General features: G+C 69.5%; 17 protein-coding genes. 11 read left to right on the forward strand and 6 right to left on the reverse strand.

What is annotated here, in order from left to right; genetic code table 11:
* The first annotated feature begins 49 nt into the window (after window positions 1-49).
* Both AB0H88_RS35000 and AB0H88_RS35005 read left to right on the forward strand, forming a co-directional pair.
* Window positions 50-994 carry an MBL fold metallo-hydrolase gene (locus AB0H88_RS35000; RefSeq protein WP_357652139.1) on the forward strand — a complete coding sequence of 315 codons (945 nt, stop codon included), beginning with the start codon at window positions 50-52 and terminating at the stop codon, window positions 992-994.
* 65 nt (window positions 995-1059) lie between these two features.
* Window positions 1060-1284 carry a hypothetical protein gene (locus tag AB0H88_RS35005; protein ID WP_357652141.1) on the forward strand — a complete coding sequence of 75 codons (225 nt, stop codon included), beginning with the start codon at window positions 1060-1062 and terminating at the stop codon, window positions 1282-1284.
* A gap of 22 nt (window positions 1285-1306) precedes the next feature.
* On the opposite strand, the gene AB0H88_RS35010 is transcribed toward AB0H88_RS35005, so the two are convergent.
* Window positions 1307-2230: an NAD-dependent epimerase/dehydratase family protein gene (locus tag AB0H88_RS35010; protein ID WP_357652142.1), complete on the reverse strand. Its 924-nt coding sequence runs from the start codon at window positions 2228-2230 to the stop codon at window positions 1307-1309.
* 254 nt (window positions 2231-2484) lie between these two features.
* On the opposite strand from AB0H88_RS35010, the gene AB0H88_RS35015 reads away from it, so the two are divergent.
* Window positions 2485-3018: an RNA polymerase sigma factor gene (locus AB0H88_RS35015; protein ID WP_357652143.1), complete on the forward strand. Its 534-nt coding sequence runs from the start codon at window positions 2485-2487 to the stop codon at window positions 3016-3018.
* Complete coding sequence (locus AB0H88_RS35020; RefSeq protein WP_357652145.1) at window positions 3018-4022, forward strand: CU044_5270 family protein; 1005 nt, start codon at window positions 3018-3020, stop codon at window positions 4020-4022. Before AB0H88_RS35015 ends, AB0H88_RS35020 begins: the two co-directional genes overlap by 1 nt.
* On the opposite strand, the gene AB0H88_RS35025 is transcribed toward AB0H88_RS35020, so the two are convergent.
* Both AB0H88_RS35025 and AB0H88_RS35030 read right to left on the reverse strand, forming a co-directional pair.
* A complete protein-coding gene (locus AB0H88_RS35025; protein WP_357652147.1) occupies window positions 3985-4278 on the reverse strand; it encodes a Dabb family protein in 294 nt (97 codons plus the stop codon). The two genes, AB0H88_RS35020 and AB0H88_RS35025, sit on opposite strands and share 38 nt — an antisense overlap.
* 4 nt (window positions 4279-4282) lie before the next feature.
* Window positions 4283-7546, reverse strand: coding sequence for a fibronectin type III domain-containing protein (locus tag AB0H88_RS35030; protein WP_357652149.1), 3264 nt, complete (start codon window positions 7544-7546; stop codon window positions 4283-4285).
* A gap of 140 nt (window positions 7547-7686) precedes the next feature.
* Here AB0H88_RS35030 and AB0H88_RS35035 point away from each other — a divergent pair, with 140 nt between their 5' ends.
* Genes AB0H88_RS35035 through AB0H88_RS35050 form a run of 4 tightly spaced genes read left to right on the forward strand, consistent with a single transcriptional unit; the run spans window position 7687 to window position 11375 of the window.
* Entirely contained in the window at window positions 7687-8421 is a 735-nt protein-coding gene (locus AB0H88_RS35035; RefSeq protein WP_357652151.1) for an NUDIX hydrolase, read from the forward strand.
* A complete protein-coding gene (locus AB0H88_RS35040) occupies window positions 8418-9260 on the forward strand; it encodes a molecular chaperone DnaJ (RefSeq protein WP_357652153.1) in 843 nt (280 codons plus the stop codon). The genes AB0H88_RS35035 and AB0H88_RS35040 overlap by 4 nt, the downstream gene beginning before the upstream one ends.
* Window positions 9261-9270: 10 nt before the next feature.
* Entirely contained in the window at window positions 9271-10206 is a 936-nt protein-coding gene (locus tag AB0H88_RS35045) for a hypothetical protein (RefSeq protein ID WP_357652155.1), read from the forward strand.
* Window positions 10203-11375 (forward strand): adenylosuccinate synthetase, encoded by a 1173-nt coding sequence (locus AB0H88_RS35050; protein ID WP_357652157.1) that lies wholly within the window; start codon window positions 10203-10205, stop codon window positions 11373-11375. Before AB0H88_RS35045 ends, AB0H88_RS35050 begins: the two co-directional genes overlap by 4 nt.
* A 29-nt stretch (window positions 11376-11404) precedes the next feature.
* On the opposite strand, the gene AB0H88_RS35055 is transcribed toward AB0H88_RS35050, so the two are convergent.
* Genes AB0H88_RS35055 through pdhA form a run of 3 tightly spaced genes read right to left on the reverse strand, consistent with a single transcriptional unit; the run spans window position 11405 to window position 15057 of the window.
* Window positions 11405-12922 (reverse strand): dihydrolipoamide acetyltransferase family protein, encoded by a 1518-nt coding sequence (locus tag AB0H88_RS35055; RefSeq protein WP_357652159.1) that lies wholly within the window; start codon window positions 12920-12922, stop codon window positions 11405-11407.
* Between the two features lie 11 nt (window positions 12923-12933).
* Window positions 12934-13914 (reverse strand): alpha-ketoacid dehydrogenase subunit beta, encoded by a 981-nt coding sequence (locus tag AB0H88_RS35060; protein WP_357652161.1) that lies wholly within the window; start codon window positions 13912-13914, stop codon window positions 12934-12936.
* Window positions 13915-13965: 51 nt separating this feature from the next.
* Window positions 13966-15057 (reverse strand): pyruvate dehydrogenase (acetyl-transferring) E1 component subunit alpha, encoded by a 1092-nt coding sequence (gene pdhA / locus AB0H88_RS35065; protein WP_357652163.1) that lies wholly within the window; start codon window positions 15055-15057, stop codon window positions 13966-13968.
* A gap of 226 nt (window positions 15058-15283) precedes the next feature.
* Between pdhA and purS the strand changes: the two genes are divergently transcribed.
* From purS to purQ, 3 genes are all read left to right on the forward strand, one after another.
* On the forward strand, window positions 15284-15529 hold the full coding sequence (gene purS, locus AB0H88_RS35070) for a phosphoribosylformylglycinamidine synthase subunit PurS (RefSeq protein ID WP_225301645.1): 246 nt from the start codon (window positions 15284-15286) through the stop codon (window positions 15527-15529).
* Between the two features lie 222 nt (window positions 15530-15751).
* Entirely contained in the window at window positions 15752-16138 is a 387-nt protein-coding gene (locus tag AB0H88_RS35075) for an ATP-binding protein (protein WP_357652556.1), read from the forward strand.
* A gap of 148 nt (window positions 16139-16286) precedes the next feature.
* Window positions 16287-16964, forward strand: coding sequence for a phosphoribosylformylglycinamidine synthase subunit PurQ (purQ, locus tag AB0H88_RS35080; protein ID WP_357652165.1), 678 nt, complete (start codon window positions 16287-16289; stop codon window positions 16962-16964).
* Window positions 16965-16991 lie beyond the last annotated feature (27 nt).

Genomic DNA, 16991 nt, shown 5'->3' on the forward strand with positions numbered 1-16991 from the left:
TGCTGCGAAACGCACAATCTGTACGGCCCACACGCGGTACGTTCACGACATGAGTGCCTCTCACCACGACGACCAGCCTCTGCAGCTACCCCGTTTGGAAGAGGTCTCGTCAGGCGTTTATGCCTACATCCAGCCGGACGGGAGCTGGTGGATCAACAACACGGGCTTCCTGGCCGGGCGGCGCGGGGTGATCTCTATCGATGCCTGCTCGACCGAGCGGCGCACGCGGACTTACCGGCGGGCCATCGCCGAGGTCACCGCCCGCCCGATCACCACGCTGATCAACACCCATCACCACGGCGACCACACATTCGGCAACTACCTCTTCCCCGAGGCCACCATCGTCGCCCACGAGCGGACCCGCGAGCTGATCATGGCCGAGGGCATCCCCGAGTATCGGACGTTCGCCTGGTCACCGGACGTGGAGTGGGGCCATCTGGAGGCGACGCCGCCGTTCCTCACCTACAGCGACCGGGTCACGGTCTACTCCGACGACCTGCGCTGCGAGGTGCGGCACGTCGGCTTCGCCGCGCACACGACCAACGACTCCTATGTCTGGATCCCGGAGCGGCGGCTGCTGTTCGCGGGCGACCTGGCCTTCAACGGCGGTACGCCGTTCGTGCTGATGGGCTCGGTGACGGGCGGGATCGAGGCGCTCGACCAGCTCAAGGAGCTGGGCGCGGAGACGGTCGTACCAGGGCACGGCGACGTGTGCGGGCCCGAGGTCTTCGACCGGGTGCGGGGCTACCTGGAGTTCGTGCTGGCGACCGCCGAACGCGGCCGGGCGGCGGGGCTGGCCCCGCTGGAGGCGGCCCGCGAGACCGATCTGGGCGAGTGGGGCGAGCTGCTCGACGCCGAGCGCATCGTCGGCAACCTGCACCGCGCCTACGCCGAGCTGGACGGACTGCCCCGGGGCGGCCAGATCGACCCTGTCGCCGCCCTCGGCGACATGATCACGTTCAATGGCGGGAAGCCACTGTCTTGTCTCGCCTGAGTGTGATCACCCATACCCGGGTATGACCGAGGACGTACGCGTTCTTTGCCGTCCTGGAGGTCGTCATGGGTGTCGGGGTCAGCATCTTCTTCCTCACGCTCGGCGCCATCCTGCGATTCGCCATCGAGCCGGACGTGTTCGGCCAGAGCGTGCACATGGACACGATCGGCGTCATCTTCATGATCGTCGGCGGCGTGGGCGTGGTTCTGAGCATCGTGCTGGCCCCCCGGCGGGGCCGCACCTCTGACAACCAGCTGATGCACCGCGAGAACAACCCGCCGGAAATCTAGGTCGCCCCCGCCACATGCGACGTCAGGTGGTGGGTGCGGCGGCGATGGTGGCCTTGAGGGCGGCATCGAGCGGGGTCGCGGTCATGCCGAAGGTGTTCTCGAACGCCGAGGAGTCGACGACGAAGGGGCGGTCGAACTGGTAGCGCGTCTCTTTCAGCTCACGGATGACGGGGTTGATCAGCTCGAGTGCGAGCAGGATCGGCGCCGGGGGGCGGTTGAGGCGCGGTGCGGGCGCTCCGGCGAGTTCGCACAGCCGCCCTGCCAGTGCGCGGGCCGATAGCGCCGGGTTGGTGGGAGTGTGCCAGGCACGACCCCAGGCGCGCTCGTCGGTGGCGGCGATGGCCATCGCGGCGGCCACGTCGGGCAGGTAGGTCCACGAGTGGGGCTGGTCGGGGTCGCCGAGGAAGGAGGTGCTCTTGCCGGCGAGCAGCGAAGGCACGAAGCGGGTGCCGACGGGGGTCTGGTCGCTGGCGCCCGGGCCGAAGTAGTCGGAACTGCGGATCTCGGTGACGCGGGCACGGCCGGCCTGATGCGCGGCCAGCGCGTCGGTCCACATCTTTACGCGGACACGGCCCTTGACGCCGGAGGCGGCGAGGGGGAGATCCTCGACCATCGGCGTGGTCACGGGTCCATAGGCGTAGAGGTTGCCGGCGGTGACGAGCACCGCGCCGGTGGCCTCGGCGGCGGCCAGCAACGCGGAAGCCAGCGGCGGCCAGTCCTGGGCCCAGCGGGGGTAGGCGGGACCCGCGCAGTTGTGGAGGGCGTCAGCGCCCTTGACGATCCGGACGAGCCGGTCGCGGTCGGTGAGATCGGCCGCGATGGCCTCGACGCCGGCCGGGCCTTTGCCTGACCTGGTGATCACGACTACCTGGTGCCCCTGGGCGAGCAGGTGCCCAGCAAGGTGCTGGCCGACTTGTCCCGCTCCTGCGATGACGTGCTTGCCCATGATGTCCTCCACTTGATGCGCCGCTCTCTTACGAGAGCAATGCTCTCTCAAGATGGCATCAACGTCAAGAGCAGTGCTCTCATTTCAGGTCGTCGATCTAATCGAGTACCGACGCTCCTGCGGAACAGCAGGTCGCGATCTTGGGTGCGGCCGCGGTGCACAGGCGTTTGGGTTCCTCGGCAATCTGATTGGAAGGGTCTCCCGGGAGCGGGTAATCACAGGTGTCCCTGTTCCTCGGCAAGGGAGACCCTTGCATGATCACATCTCCTGACGGAGCCGTGGCCGATCCCGAGCGGTTCGCCACGGTCTTCGACGCGCACTTCGAGGAGATACGGCGCTACATCGGCCGCCGCCTCGACCTCGACATCGCCGAGGACCTCGCCGCCGAGACCTTCCTCGCCGCGTTCCGCCATCGCGACAGCTTCGACGCCGCCAAGGGCGGCATCAGGCCATGGCTGTACGGCATCGCCACCAATCTCATCGGCAAGCATCGGCGGGCCGAGATGCGGCGCTACCGGGCATTGGCCAGATCCGGACCCCCGCCCGACGACGGCGGCCACGACCAGCGGGTCGTGGACCGGGTCGCCGCCGGGGTCACCGTCCAGAAGCTCTCGGCCGCGCTGGCCGGGCTGTCGCGCGGTGAGCGCGATGTGCTGCTGCTCGTCGCCTACGGCGAGCTGACCTACGACGACGTGGCCGCGGCGCTCGGCATCGCCAACGGCACCGTCGCCTCCCGGTTGAGCCGGGCCAGAAACAAGCTGCGTGACGCGCTGGGAGTTGAGGTCTGATGAAGGAGTTCCAGGTCATCGACGATGTGATGCCGGACGTGCCGCCCGCCGATCCGGCCAGGACGATGGGGATCCGGGAGCAGCTCATGGATCGCCCCTCGCGCCGCCGGCTGCCCGGCTGGTCCCGGGTGACGCTCGCGGCGGCGGCCGTGACCCTGGTGCTGGTCAGCGGGTTCGTGGTGGTGCCGAGGCTGGGCGGGAGCGAAGTCGACACGACCGCCACCTCGAACGTGCCCGCGGTGCTCGCGGCCGCGGCGGACCGGCTGGCCGCGCAGCCCCCGGGCACGGGCGCCTGGTGGCGGCGGGAACTGCGGCAGGTGTCGCGGAGCAGCACCAAGGTCAAGTCCGCCTTCATCGTCGAGCAGCGGACCAGCGAGGTGCTGTGGGTGAATCGGAGAGGGGAGAAGCGAACCGAGTGGAAGGCCGTGACCTCCGTGCCGTTCACCCCGGCCGACAAGCGGGCGTGGAAGGCCGCCGGCTCGCCGCGGCTGTGCGAATCCAAGAGCGGGTGCACGATCGGCAGGGTCTTCTTCGTCCCTGTGGACACGGAAAAGCTGCCGCCCGTGGCGCAACTGCCGACCGATGCCAAGGCGCTCAAGGCCGAGCTGCTGAAGCAGTATCCCGCGGGCACCGACAACCAGGAGGGCTGGCTCTGGACGGCGGGCAGGTGGCTGCTCCTCGACGCTCCGAGCACTCCGGGCACGCGGGCGGCGGTCTATCGGATGCTCGCCGGGCTGCCGCACGTGAAGGTGGCCGACAAGGTCAAGGACGACGAAGGACGCGAGGGGGTCGCGCTGCTTCTCGGCGACCCTCTGCAGCAGCAGATCATCATCGACCGGGACAGCGGTGATCTGCTGGCCGTGCAGAGCGAGCTGATCCGGTCGGACGCGAAGAAGGCCTGGTTCCCGGTCGGCCGGCCGTTCGAGTCGTTGCTGGTCGAGCGGCTGGGGTGGACCGACGAGCAGCCTACAAAGAGAGCTGAACGGCAGCCCGGCTCGCGATGATGGGCTTGATGTGTTCCGCGATCACCTTCTGGTGCTGAGGGTGATCGCGGTACACCAGGTAGTCGTCGACGTTGTCGAAGTCGGCGACCACCCCGAACTCGTGGTTGCCCTGGTTGATGCCCGCGTCGGCCGTCGCCGTGTACGCGCGGATCTCCGGGATGATCCCCGGCAGTTTCCGCAACTCGGTGGCCACCGTGGCCTTCTGCTCCTCGGTGGCGTCCTCGGTCCAGGTGAACAGCACGACGTGGCGAATCATGAGGTCAGCCTATCGAGATCCGATCGGCGTTCGGGCCACCGTTGGCCGTGGTGGCGGTGGCCCTGATCTTGTTGGCTCCTTGCGCGAGGGTGACGGTGAGGGTGGAGGTCTGCCAGGTGTCCCAGTCGCCTGTGCCGTTGAAGTCGCGGGTCACGGCGGCGCCACCGTTGACCGTGATGGACATCGGCCGGTTCACCGTGGTGCCGTTGGCGTAGCGCAGCTCCAGAGTGACCGCTCCCGCCACGGGGGCGTTGACCGTCCACTCCACGTAGCTGCCGGTCAGGTTGTCGTAGTTCACGAACCCGGTGCCGGTGTAGCCGTCGTGGTTCGACTCCACCACGCCCTGGGAGATCGTCGCGTCCTCGGCCTGGTAGACGACCGGGCCGCTGCCGGTGGTCTCGGTGACCGCGTTCGAGGCGTCCGAGGTGTTGCCGGCCGCGTCGCGGGCCTTGACCGTGAACGTGTACGACGTGGCGGCCGTCAGGCCCGAGACCGTCGCCGTCGTGCCGGTGACCGTGGTGGCCAGGGTCGTGCCGTTGTAGACGTCGTAGCCGGTCACCCCGGTGTTGTCGGTGGAGGTGTCCCAGGCCAGCGAGACGCTGGTGGACGTCTTGGCGGTGGTGTGGAGGTTGCCCGGCACGCTGGGCTGCTCGGTGTCGGGCGGGCCGGACTGACCGGCCGGGACGGTGAGCGTCCCGGTGTTCCAGCCGGCGACCCTGACACTCGCCGCTCCGCTCAGGTCCGAGGCGCGGTACGTGGCGGTCAACGTCTTGGACTCGCCCGGCCAGAGGCTGATGGCGTTGTCCGACCACTGGATCGGCAGCACCGGCTTGCCGGCCGCGTCCACGACGTGCGCGTCGAGCATGAACGCGGGGATCGCGCCCGTGCCGGTGTTCTTGATCGTCACACTCACGTTCCCGGGGGACGGCGAGGTGGCGGTGGCGGTGATCGGGGCCTGGGCCAGGCTGTTGAGCCCGGTCAGGTTGGCGTAGCCGGTGGTCGGCACGTAGTACCAGTCGTTGTTGTCCCAGTCGATGACGTCGCTCGCGGTGGACAGGGCATAGACGTTGCGGTCGATCTCCTCGCCGCCCCGCAGCAGGCTCAGCCGGACGAGGTAGGTCGTGGACAGGCCGCTGATCGACGGGACGGTGACCGCGGTGGCCTTACCGCCGTCGGCGGGGGCGGTGACGGTGGCCGTGTTGGTGTACTTCGAGGTGCCGTCCATGTTGAACACGTCGGTCTTGACCGTCAGGCCCGAGGCGGCCGAGGTGCCCGAGTTGACCACGACTACGGACTTGTTGTCGTAGGAGTACTGCACGTGCAGCGGCGTGTTCGCCTCACGCGCGCCCCAGTAGGAGCCGCCCTGGTCGAGGTAGTAGTCGAACAGCTGCCAGTGCAGCGAGGACCAGCCGCTGTTGAGCATCCAGTAGATGACGCCGGTCGAGGGGTTGCTGGAATCGGTGAAGTTACGGCCGTACGCCTCGAACTGCGCGCGGACCGCCTCGTACTGGGCGAGCTGCGCCTTCTTCACGTAGTCGGTCAGGCTGGACGGCACGCCGTACCGGCCCCTGAGGGCGTTGTGGTAGATCGTCAGGTTGTTGAACGTGCTCGACGGGGAGCGGTGATACTGCGTCGCGCTCGGGCTCTGCCACAGCGAGTTGATCTGCGCGGTGGTCATCATCCGCTTCAGCGAGTCGAGCGTCGGCACGTCCGGGCCCGCGCTGGTCTCGGAGTTGAAGCCGAACGCGCCGCCTTCGCGCTTGTTGTACCAGTAGTTCGGCGGCACCCATTCGTACGGGCCGGGCATCTTCAGGCCGGAGTTGCCCAGTTGCGGGCTGGACTTGTCCGAGGCCACGGAGACGATCGGCAGCGGCCACTCGGCGGCCGTCAGGGCGTCGAGGTAGTTGGTCTCCTTCTGGGCCGTCGGCGGGTTGTCGGAGCCGATCAGGAACGAGATCACGCTGGGGTGATTGCGCAGCCGGGTGGCCTCCGCCTGCATCGACGCCTTGGCGATGGGATAGTCGGCCGTGGCGAACGAGCCCTCCCACTTGTTGCAGCACTCCCAGCCGGGCATGGTCAGGATGCCGTACTTGTCGGCCAGGTCGTAGAGCTCGTCGGTGTCCAGGTGGCCCTCGACGCGGATGGTGTTCAGGCCGAGGTCCTTGACGTAGCGGATCTTGTCTTCGAGGTAGCGCAGGTCCTTGCGCAGGAAGATGTCCGGCGACCAGCCGCCGCCCCTGATCAGGATCGACCGGCCGTTGATCTTGTAGAAGCGGCGGCCGCTGGCGTTCTTGCCCGACTCCACCTTGCGGACGCCGAAGCGCTGGGTCAGCGAGTCGCTCAGCGCGCCGCCGACGGTCGCGGTGAGGTTGAGGTCGTAGAGGGGCTGGGCGCCCATCTGGTACGGCCACCAGACCTGCGGGTTGTTCAGTGTCTGGGAGAAGGTGATCCGTTTCGTCTCGTTCGCGGCTAACGAGACGTTCTGGGAGAAGGTGAGCGAGCCGATCGTGCCGCTGACCGTGGTGGTCACCGCGCTGCCGGTGCCGTTGCGTACATCGGCCTTGATCGTCAGGTCGGCGCGGTCGAGCGCCGGGACGGCCAGGTTGGTGATCACGTGCGCGTCGCGCAGGGAGACGTCGGCACTACGCCTGATCAGCACGTCGCGGAAGATGCCCGTGTTGTCGTCGCGCGGGACCTGCACCCAGTCGATCCAGCCGATCGTCAGGTGGTTGTTGGGATTGTTGGCGTTGACGCGGAAGGCCACCGAATTGGCGCCCGGGTGGACCAGCGCGGTGATGTCGCGCTCGTTCCGGGTGTAGGCGCCGGCGATCTGGGCGGCCGTGGCCACCTGGCTGCCGTTGACCCACACGTCGGCGCTCGACATCACCCCGCTGATGTCGAGGAACGTGCGTAACCCGGTCTCCGAGCCGAGCGTGAAGTCCGAGCGGTACCACCAGGGCACGTCGAAGTCGGCGGTCGGGATCGACTGCATGTTCGTGGAGAAGAACGGGTCGGAGTAGACGTTGTTCTCCAGCAACCCGGCCAGGACGGTCGAGCGCGGGCCGACCGGATACCAGCCGGAAGCCGTGTAGCCGGGAGTGGAGATCGCGGCGCCGGAGTCCGACACCTTGGCGGATGACTGGATCTTGTAGCCGGAGAGAGCTGTCGAGGAGGCCGTCGCCGCCGGGGCGGCCAGGGCGACACCTCCAGCGCTGACCAGCAACGTGCAGGTCCAGAGCAGGATGAGGATGAGCCGGGAGCGCGCCATGGGTCCTCGCAAGGCCGATGGAGTTTGTTAATAAACCTTCTTAACAACTAAACGCGATCTCGTAAATGCCCAAATTTCTGGACATCGTGGAGTCGGCTGGTTATTCTCAAGTCGAGATTTACTCAGTTTGAGAAGGACTTATGATGGAAGAGTTCCTGGCCGGCTACGACCCGCGGCGCTACCCACCGGTCGCGGTGACGGTCGACGTGGTGGCGCTGACCATCCGCGATCGGCGGCTGCACGTCCTGATCGTGGAGCGCGGCGTCGAGCCGTACGAGGGCGCCTGGGCGCTGCCCGGCGGCTTCATCAAGCCCGACGAGGACCTCGCGGGGGCGGCGGTGCGCGAGCTGGCCGAGGAGACCGGGCTGGACACCGCGCCCGCGCACATCGAGCAGCTGGCCAGTTACGGCGGCCCCGGCCGGGACCCGCGGATGCGGGTGGTGTCGATCTCGTACCTGGCCTTCGCCCCCGACCTGCCCGATCCCCGGGCGGGCACCGACGCGGCGGCGGCCGTGTGGCATCCGGTCGACGACGTGCCCCGGCTGGCCTTCGACCATCAGCGCATCCTGGCCGACGGCGTGGAGCGGGCCCGGTCGAAGCTGGAGTACACCCCGCTGGCCACGGCGTTCGCGGGCGACACGTTCACGATCTCCGACCTGCGGCTGATCTACGAGAGCGTCTGGGGCACGCCACTGCACGCGGGCAACTTCCACCGGAAGGTGCTGTCGGTGCCCGGGTTCGTGGAGGGCACCGGCGAGACCACGCAGACCGGCGGGCCCAGGGGCGGGCCGCGGGCCAAGCTGTACCGCGCGGGCGACGCCCGGCTGCTGCACCCCGCCCTGCTGCGGCCCTCGCGAGAGGAGGAGATCCGGTGAACGCAGAGGAGGCCGCGTCGATCGTCACAGGGGCGCGTTCGGCCGCCGACCTCTTCACGGGCGACTCCCCCGCGCGGGTCTACCGGCGCTATGCCCGGTTACTCCACCCGGACATGTCTCCGGGTACCGCTGAGGCGTTCGCCAGACTGGCCGAGTTGTGGTCCGACTTCAACCGGGGCCGGCGGGTCGGGCCGTACCGGATCGGGCCGCCGCTGCATCGGGGCGGCACCGCCGTCCTGTATCCGGCGGACGGCGACGTGCTGCTCAAGCTGCCGCGCGACCCGGCCGACAACCACCTGCTGGTGCGGGAGGCCGCCGCGCTCACGCGAATCGCCTCGGAGGCGGACCCGCGCTTCCTGCCGTACGTCCCCCGCCTTATCTCGAAATTTCGGCATAAAGCCGGGCGGGCCGTCCGGCAGGCGAACGTCCTCAGCCGGGCACCCGGCGGCTTCGTCCCCCTGACCCGGATCGGCACCGGCCTCGACCCCCGGGACGTGGCCTGGATCTGGCGGCGGCTGCTGGTGGCCACCGGCCTGGCGCACCGGGCCGGCGTCACGCACGGCGCCGTGCTCCCCCGCCACGTACTCGTCCACCCCCTCGACCACGGGCTCGTCCTCGTCGACTGGTGCCGGTCACAGCTCTCCGAGGCGTCGGACGACGTACTGGGCGTCACCCGCTGCGTCGCCGGACTGCTCGGCGAGCACCCCCGCACGATGCGCGCCTTCGTCCGCGGCTGCCTGCTGCGCCCGCCCTCCGACGCGTGGGCGCTGCTCGGCGAGCTCGACGAGCTCCTCGAAGACCTTTACGGGCCGCGTACCTACCGGCCCCTTCACCTCTAGGGAGAACATCATGGGCAGCGGAATCTGGTCCACCGACGTCTACAGCTCGGCCGCCCGCTACCGGGCCGCCACCGGCGCCAGCGCCTTCGCCTACAGCGACGGCGGCGCCTCCACCACCCACCCCGACCTCGACCCGTTCGGCATCACGCGGGAGAGCCGCGACTCCGACGAGCACCCGGACTCGCTGGCCGTCGCCGTGCTCTTCGACGTGACCGGCTCGATGGGCCACGTGCCGCGCACGCTGCAGGCCAAGCTGCCCGACCTGCTCGGGCTGCTGCTGCGCAAGGGGTACGCCGCCGACCCGCAGATCATGTTCGGCGCCATCGGCGACGCGACCTGCGACCGGGCGCCGCTCCAGGTCGGGCAGTTCGAGTCCGACAACCGCATGGACGAGCAGCTCGGCCAGATCCTGCTGGAGGGCGGGGGCGGCGGGCAGATGTCCGAGTCGTACGAGCTGGCCATGTACTTCATGGCCAGGCACACCTCGATCGACTGCTACGACAAGCGCGGCAAGCGGGGATACCTGTTCATCATCGGCGACGAGCTGCCCTATCCGCGGGTCAGCGGCAAGGCCGTCGCCAAGCTGATCGGCGGCCCGCGCGGGCGCGACATCGACGTAGCCGCGATGGTCGCCGAGCTGACCGAGAAGTACGACGTCTACTACATCCTGCCCGCCGGCTCCAGCTACGCCGGCGACGCGCGGGTGCTGAAAGTCTGGCGCGACCTGCTCGGCCAGAACGTGCTGGAGCTCGACGACCTCGACGCGGTCTGCGAGACGATCGCGCTCACGATCGGGCTCGGCGAGGACGCCATCGGTCTCGACGAAGGCCTCGACGACCTGGCCGGGCTCGGCTCCGCCGCGGGCGCCTCGGTGTCGAGGGCGCTGGCCAAGCTGGACCGCGGCTCACTCGTGGTGTCGGAGCCGCTCGACGGGCTCGACTCGTGATCGAACACGTCATCGTCGCCGACCTCGGGTACGGCGACGCGGGCAAGGGCACCGTCGTGGACTGGCTCTGCGCCACCCGGCCGGTCCACACGGTGGTCCGCTTCAACGGCGGCGCCCAGGCGGCGCACAACGTGGTGCTGCCGGACGGGCGGCACCACACGTTCGCGCAGTTCGGCTCAGGGACGCTGCGGGGGGTGCCGACGCATCTGTCGAGGTTCGTGGTGGTCGATCCCCTGGCGCTCGCCGCCGAGGCCGCCCATCTGGAACGACTCGGCGTGCCGGATCCGTTCGGGCTGATCACGGTCCACCGGGACTGCCTGCTGGCCACGCCATACCACGTCGAGGCGGGCCGGCGGCGCGAGCTGGCGCGGGGGGCGGAGCGGCACGGGTCGTGCGGGATGGGCGTCGGCGAGGCGATGGCGTACTCGCTGTCGCACGGCTCGCTCGCCCCGCGCGCGGGCGACTCCCCCGCGACGCTGACCCGCAAGCTCGGCCTGCTGCGGGAGACGCTGGGGGTGGAGGGGCCGCCGGTGGCGGACTGCGTGGCGGCCTATCGGGCGTTCGCGTCGCGGGTGCGGCTGGTGGACTCCACCGATGAGCTGCTCAGGCGGGGGCCGGTGGTGTTCGAGGGGGCTCAGGGGGTGTTGCTGGACGAGAACCACGGGTTCGACCCGTACACGACCTGGAGCACCACGACCTTCGCGAACGCGCTGGAGCTGCTCGGCGGGGCCGGGGCGCTGCGGCTGGGCGTGCTGCGGACCTACACTCCCCGGCACGGGCCGGGGCCGCTGGTCACCGAGGATCCCACGCTGGAGCTGCCGGAGCCGCACAACGGCACCGGGCCGTGGCAGGGGCCGTTCAGGGTGGGGCACTTCGACGCCGTGGCGCATCGGTACGCGGTGGAGGTGGCGGGCGGGGTCGACGGGCTGGCGCTGACGCACCTGGACGCGCCGGTTTCGCGGCTGTGCCACGCGTACGAGGGGGCCGACTTCCGGCTGGGCGACCGCGCCACGCGCACCGCTCGGCTGTTGCGGGCCAAGCCGGTGTACGGCGACGCCGTCACCGACTGGCCCGCGGCCGTGGCGGACGCTCTGGGCGCACCCGTCTGGGTCGGATCACACGGCCCGACCTCGGCCGACAAGCGCGTCCTCACGCCCGCCCTCGGTTAGCTCGGACGGGCCCCTGCGCCCGCCCCCGGTCAGCTCCAGGCGAGCATGCGGAGTGGGTCCTCCAGCATGGCGCCGACGTCGCGCAGGAACAGCGACCCCAGCTCGCCGTCCACGATCCGGTGGTCGAAGGAGAGCGCCAGTGTCGTCACCTTGCGCACCGCGAGCTCGCCGTCCACCACCCACGGCATGTCCCGTATCTGACCGATAGCGAGGATGGCGGCCTCGCCCCGGTTGAGGATCGGGGTGCCCGTGTCGACGCCGAACACGCCCACGTTCGTGATCGTGATCGTGCCGCCCGCCATCTCGGCCGGTTGGGTGCGGCCCGCCCTGGCGGTCTCCGTCAGCCGGCCCAGCTCGGCGGCCAGCTCGGGGAGGGACAGCCGGTGGGCGGACTTGATGTTGGGGACGACGAGGCCGCGCGGGGTGGCGGCGGCGATGCCCAGGTTGACGTAGTGCTTGACCACGATCTCCTGAGCGGCCTCGTCCCATGAGGAATTGATCATCGGATAGCGCCGGGCGGCCGTGAGCACGGCCTTGGCGACCAGGAGCAGCGGCGAGACCTTGACCTCGGCGAAGTCCGGGAGCGTGCGCAGCCGCCGGACCGCCTCCATGGTCTCGGTGACGTCGAGCTGGAGGAACTCGGTGACGTGCGGGGCGGTGAAGGCGCTGGCCACCATGGCTTGGGCGGTCATCTTGCGGACGCCCTTGACCGGGATGCGCTCCTCCTCGCCCTGCTGGGTGATCGCCCGCTCGCCCGGCTGGGTGGTCGCCCGTGGGGCGGGCCCCTCCGCTGCGGCGTGGACGTCGTCCCTGGTGATCGAGCCGTGCGGGCCCGAGCCGGCCAGGGTGGTCAGGTCCACGCCCAGGTCCTTGGCCAGTTTGCGTACCGGTGGCTTGGCCAGGACGGCGACCCGCCGCGGGGTGTCGAGCGCCGCCGGACCGGATGGCACGGTGACCTCGACGCGGGACGGGTTCGCGACCGGGGTGGCCGGGATCACGGGTGACTCGGGAGTGGCCGGGATCACGGGCGACTCGGCGGGCCCGTCAGGGCGGGATTTGCGGGGGCGGCGTTTGGTGGCTCCGGTCTTGACGCCGTAGCCGACCAGGACCGCCTGGCGTTCCTCCTTGGGGGCGGGGCTGCCGTGGGCGCCGGGTTCGACGGCTCCCTCCGCCGGGGGGCGCGGGACCAGGTCGTCCGCCAGCGCCTCGATCCGGTCGGCGTCGGCCGCCCCGACCGCGCCGGCGTCAGCCGGCCCGACCCGGTCGGCCGCGCCTGCTTGGGCGCCGTTGCCGGAGGCGTCGTCCGGCTCGTCCGTGTCGACGGCGATGATGGGCCTGCCGACGTCGACCGTCTGGCCTTCGTCGGCCATCAGCCCGGAGACCACGCCGTCCCAGGGGATCGGCAGTTCGACGATGGACTTGGCCGTCTCGATCTCCACCACGATCTGGTTGACCTTGACCGTGTCACCGGGCTTGGCGTGCCAGCGGACGATCTCCGCCTCGGTCAGACCCTCGCCCACGTCGGGGAGCTTGAATTCACGTCGCATGAGTCCCCTCCTCAGTAGCCGAAGGCGCGGTCGACGGCGTCGAGCACCCGGTCGAGGTCGGGCAGGTAGTGCTCCTCCAGTTTCGACGGGGGGTAGGGCGTGGAGAAGCCGCCGACGCGCAGCACCGGTGACTCCAGCTGGTAGAAGCACTGCTCGGTGATCCTGGCCGCCAGCTCGGCGCCGAAACCGCTGTTGATGGGCGCCTCGTGCACCACCACGGCCCGGCCGGTACGGCGTACCGACTCCATCACCAGCGGCGCGTCGAGCGGGTTGAGCGAGCGCAGGTCGAGGACCTCGACCGAGCGTCCGTCGGCCTCGGCGGCCGTGGCGGCCTCCAGGCAGGTCTTCACCATCGGGCCGTAGGCGATCAGGGTGATGTCCGTGCCCTGGCGTACCGGCCGGCCGCGGTCGAGAGGCAGCCACCAGTCGGTGCTGAGGGTGTCGACCTCGGCCTTCTCCCAGTAGCGGCGCTTGGGCTCGAAGAAGATGACCGGGTCTTCGCAGCGGATGGCCTGCTGGATCATCGTGTAGGCGTCGGCCGGGTTGGAGCAGGCGACCACGCGCAGCCCGGCGGTGTGCGTGAAGTAGGCCTCCGGCGACTCGCTGTGGTGCTCGACCGCGCCGATGCCGCCGCCGCAGGGGATGCGTACGACGACGGGCAGCTTGATCGCGCCGAGCGAGCGCATCGGCATCTTGGCCAGCTGGGTGATGATCTGGTCGGCCGCGGGGAAGACGAAGCCGTCGAACTGGATCTCGCACACCGGCCGGTAGCCGCGCAGCGCCAGGCCGATCGCGGTGCCGATGATGCCGGACTCGGCCAGCGGGGTGTCGATGACCCGGTCCTCGCCGAAGTCCTTCTGCAGACCGTCGGTGACCCGGAACACGCCGCCGAGCTTGCCGACGTCCTCGCCCATGATGAGGACCTTGGGGTCGTCCTCCATGGCCTTGCGCATGCCCTCGTTGAGCGCCTTGGACAGGCTGAGCACGGTCATGACGCCTCCTTCGCCCGTGGCGCGACGGTCCTGCCGGGCTCAGGGGTTCGCTCACTCACTGAAGCCCTCCAGGTAAGCGGCGTATTGGGCGCGCTCCTCGTCGATCAGCGCGTGCGGCTCGGAGTAGACGTGCTCGAACATCGCGAGCGGCCCGGGGTCGGGCATCGCCAGGCAGCGCCTGCGCAGGTCGGCGCCGAGCTGGTCGGCCTCGCCCTCGACCGAGTCGAAGAACGCCTGGTCGGCGAACTCGTTCTTGAACAGGTACGACTTGACGCGCTCGATCGGGTCCTTGAGCTTCCACGCCTCCAGCTCGCTGGCCACGCGGTAGCGCGTCGGATCGTCCGTGGTGGTGTGGGCGCCCATCCGGTACGTGAACGCCTCGATGAGCATCGGGCCCTGGCCTTCTCGGGCGTTCTTGAGCGCCTGCCTGGTCACGGCGAGGCAGGCGAACACGTCGTTGCCGTCGACCCTGATGCCGGGGAAACCGAACCCGGAGGCCCTGCGGTAGAGGGGGATGCGGCTCTGCTTCTCCAGGGGCTCGGAGATGGCCCACTGGTTGTTCTGGCAGAAGAACACGACCGGCGCGTTGAACACGCTGGCCCAGACGAACGACTCGTTCACGTCGCCCTGGGAGCTGGCGCCGTCGCCGAAGTAGGCGATGACGGCCGCGTTCGCGTCGTCGCGCTGGACGCCCATCGCATAGCCGACGGCGTGCAGGGTCTGGCTGCCGATCACGATCGTGTAGAGGTGGAAGTTGTGCTCCTTGGGGTCCCACCCGCCGTGGTTCACCCCACGGAACAGGCCGAGCAGCTTCACCGGGTCGACGTCGCGGCACCAGGCCACGCCGTGCTCCCGATAGGTGGGGAAGGCCATGTCGGCGTCGGTCAGCGCGCGGCCCGAGCCGATCTGCGCGGCCTCCTGGCCGAGCAGCGACGCCCAGATGCCGAGCTCGCCCTGGCGCTGCAGAGCGACCGCCTCCAGGTCGACGCGCCGGACGAGCACGAGGTCGCGGTAGAGGGAGCGCACCTCTTCAGGTTTGAGGTCGATGTCGTAGTCGGGGTGCTCGACCCGCTCACCCTCGGGGGTGAGGAGCTGGACGAGCTCCGGGGGTGCTTGTGCACCACGAGAGGCGTCGAGTGTCACGTGCCACTCCTGTGCGGTCAGGGCCGGAGTCGATGGGGTTGCCACCTTAGGCCAGCCTTTCGAGCGTCGGACCATGTGGTGGTGGTTCGTACGCGTATGGGGACATGGTGGCAGACGTCACAGCCCTCCGCGCAAGCCCCATCCCCTCCCCGTTCCCGTTGTGTTGCCTGCCACACGCGCCGGTAGGCTGGCTTTCCCAACTCCCGCCGCACCCAGGAGGAACGTAGTGGCGCGCGTCATCGTAGACGTCATGCTGAAGCCCGAGATTCTCGACCCACAGGGCCAGGCCATCGCCCGCGCGCTGCCCAGGCTGGGCTTCTCCGGCGTCGCGGCCGTCCGGCAGGGCAAGCGTTTCGAGGTCGAACTGGACGGTCCGGCCGACGAGGCGGCACTTGCGGACGTCCGAAAGATGGCCGAGACGCTGCTGGCCAACACCGTCATCGAGGACTACGTCGTACGCGTCGAAGAGTAGAACAGCACATTTGACGCATCGAAATACCCGCGAGCGGCTAAAGTCGGGTTCCGGCATGCCACAATGCCACGGGCTTGCCAACAGTAAATAACAACAACGTGATTTTGCGGTTAGCCCCGATTTCACGGGGAAACCTACTCCAGGTGACATTCCGGAGCCCGGAGGAGTCCGGTGGATATTGAGTTCTCGTTGGCGCTGCCTCGGGATGCGATCGGCATACCGATGGTCAGGCGGGTGCTAGGGGATGCGATGCGTTCGCTCAACGTGAGCGAGGCGTGCATCTCCGACATGCTGCTCGCGGTCTCCGAGGCGTGCTCTAACGCGGTACGCCACGGCGGCCCGGCCAACCGCTATGAGGTCACGGCCTCGATCGGCTACGGCCGCTGCGACGTACGCGTCGTCGACAACGGGGTCGGCCTGCCCTCGATGCCCCTGCACTTTCCGCCCCCCGACACCGAGAACGGCCGCGGCCTGCTGATCATGCGCTCGGTCGTGGACGAGATCTCCTTCGGCATCACTCCTGGCCGCGGCACCACGGTCCACCTCCGCAAGACCCTCGCCTGGGAGGAAACGGCGAAGCGCCGCTCCCGCGAGCTGGCCGCGGTCTAGCCGTCCGCTCCATCTGACCCCTTCGCGGGCCGTCATGGCGGCCCGCCCCCTGGCATGCCTGCCGTACACGATGACGCTGTTGGGAGGCATCGGCGGGCACCAGATAGCCTTGGCGGTGCAGACCACGAACGCTGGAGGAACGCAAGACATGAGCGCCCGCGTGGGGGTAGTCACCTTTCCAGGAACTCTCGACGATCAGGACGCCGCCAGAGCGATCAGACTGTCCGGCGCGGAAGCGGTTCCGCTGTGGCACGCCGACCATGACCTCAAGGGTGTGGACGCCGTCTTCCTGCCCGGCGGCTTCTCTTACGGCGACTACCTGCGGTGCGGCGCCATCTCGCGGTTCGCGCCGCTGATGCGGGAGCTCGTCCCGGCCGCCCGCGAGGGGCTGCCGGTGCTCGGCACCTGCAACGGGTTCCAGATCCTGTGCGAGGCGCACCTGCTGCCGGGCGCGCTGACGCGCAACGCGTCGCTGCACTACGTCTGCCGTGACCAGCGGCTCCGGGTCGAGTCGACCGGCACGCCCTGGACGAACTCGTTCGAGGCCGGCCAGGAGGTCGTGCTGCCGATCAAGCACGGCGAGGGCCGCTACGTCGCCGACCCCGAGACGATCGCCGCGCTCGAGGCCGAGGGCCGCGTGGTCGTGCGCTACCTCGGCAATCCCAACGGCTCCGTCAACGACATCGCCGGCATCCGCAACGAGGCCGGCAACGTGGTCGGGCTCATGCCGCACCCCGAGCACGCCGTCGAGAGCCTCGTCGGCGCGCCGAGCACGGACGGGCTCGGCTTCTTCACCTCCATCCTCAAGAAGCTGGTGAACGCGTGAGCACCGACAGCGTCAAGCGGGCCGCCG

Origin of the sequence: Nonomuraea sp. NPDC050680, from assembly GCF_040654555.1 — a bacterium.
Classification (GTDB): domain Bacteria; phylum Actinomycetota; class Actinomycetes; order Streptosporangiales; family Streptosporangiaceae; genus Nonomuraea.